Raw genomic sequence first — 1776 nt, forward strand, 5'->3', positions numbered from 1 at the left:
TGCGCCGGCAGCTCCGGTTTTCAAAGCACCTCGGCCGCCGGCTCAGAAGCTGTCCATGGCCAGGGCCATGACGCTGGCGCCGCCGCCCACGATGGCCTGGGCCTGGCCCGGCACCCGCGTCAGAATGTGCTCGGCATAGAAGCGGGCCGTCGCCAGTTTCGCCTGCATGAAGCCCGCATCCTGTCCCCGCTGCAACAGATCCTGGGCCGCCAGCACCGAACGCCCCAGTTGCCAGCCCGCGACCAGATTGCCGGCCAGCATCAGATAGGGGACGCTGCCCGCGTACACCGCGTTGGGCTCGGCCCTGGCCTGCTCCACGATGAAGTCCACCACCTGCACAAAGGCCTGGCGGGCTGCGGCCAGATGCCGGGCCACGGCTTGGGCCGTGTCCGTGCCGCTGGCGTGGAGCTCGGCCTCGGTCTGGGCGATCTGCGCGGCAATGGCCTTGGCGGTCCGACCGCCGTCGCGGCCGGTCTTGCGGCCCACGAGGTCGTTGGCCTGGATGGCGGTCGTGCCTTCGTAGATGGTCAGGATCTTGGCGTCGCGGTAGTACTGGGCGGCGCCGGTTTCCTCGATGAAGCCCATGCCGCCATGCACCTGCACGCCCAGGCTGGTGACTTCCAGGCTCATCTCGGTGCTGTAGCCCTTGACCAGGGGCACCATGAATTCATAGAAGGCCTGGTTGGCCTGGCGCACCTCGGCATCGGGGTGGTGGTGGGCCGCATCGTAGGCGGCCGCGGCCACGGTGGCCATGGCGCGGCAGCCCTCGGTGCTGGCGCGCATGGTCATGAGCATGCGGCGCACATCGGGGTGGTGGATGATGGTGGCGCTGGCCTTCACGGAGCCGTCGACGGGGCGGCTTTGCACGCGTTCCCTGGCATAGGCCACGGCATGCTGGTAGGCGCGCTCGGCCACGGCGATGCCCTGCACGCCCACGGCGTAGCGGGCCGCGTTCATCATGATGAACATGTACTCGAGGCCGCGATTCTCCTCGCCGACCAGATAGCCGATGGCGCCACCGTTGTCGCCATACTGCAGCACGGCCGTGGGCGAGGCCTTGATGCCCATCTTGTGCTCGATGGAGACGCAGTGCACATCGTTGCGCGCGCCCAGGCTGCCGTCCTGATTCACCAGGAACTTGGGCACCACGAACAGGCTGATGCCCTTGACCCCTTCGGGCGCCCCGGCCACGCGGGCCAGCACCAGGTGGACGATGTTGTCCGCCATATCGTGCTCGCCATAGGTGATGAAGATCTTGGTGCCGAAGACCTTGTACGAACCGTCGGCCTGGGGCTCGGCCTTGGTACGCACCAGGGCCAGATCGGAGCCGGCCTGGGGCTCGGTCAGGTTCATGGTGCCGGTCCACTCGCCGGTCACCAGCTTCTCGAGGTAGGTGGCCTTGAGCGCGTCGCTGCCGGCCGTGAGCAGGGCCTCGATCGCGCCGTCGGTGAGCAGCGGGCACAGCGCAAAACTCAGGTTGGCGCTGTTGAGCATCTCGATGCAGGCCGCACCGATGGTCTTGGGCAGGCCCTGGCCGCCGAAGTCCGTGGGGTGCTGCAGGCCCTGCCAGCCGCCTTCGGCGTACTGCTTGAAGGCCTGGGCGAAGCCGGGCGTGGTGGTGACGGCGCCGTCCTTGAAGGAAGACGGGTTCAGATCGCCGGGCACGTTGAGCGGGGCGACCACGGCTTCGCAGAGCTTGGCGCCTTCCTCGAGCACGGCCTGGGCGGTTTCGAGGCCCGCGTCTTCGAAGCCGGGGATCTGGGCGATCTGCGCGAG

General features: G+C 68.3%; 1 protein-coding gene. It reads right to left on the minus strand.

The annotated features are described in order from the left end of the window. Nucleotides 1-42: 42 nt before the first annotated feature. The coding region (locus tag AB6724_RS21725; RefSeq protein WP_369340613.1) for an acyl-CoA dehydrogenase family protein at nucleotides 43-1776 on the minus strand (1734 nt) is incomplete at its 5' end.

The organism is Comamonas guangdongensis, assembly GCF_041079535.1.
GTDB classification, from domain to species: Bacteria; Pseudomonadota; Gammaproteobacteria; order Burkholderiales; family Burkholderiaceae_C; genus Comamonas; species Comamonas guangdongensis.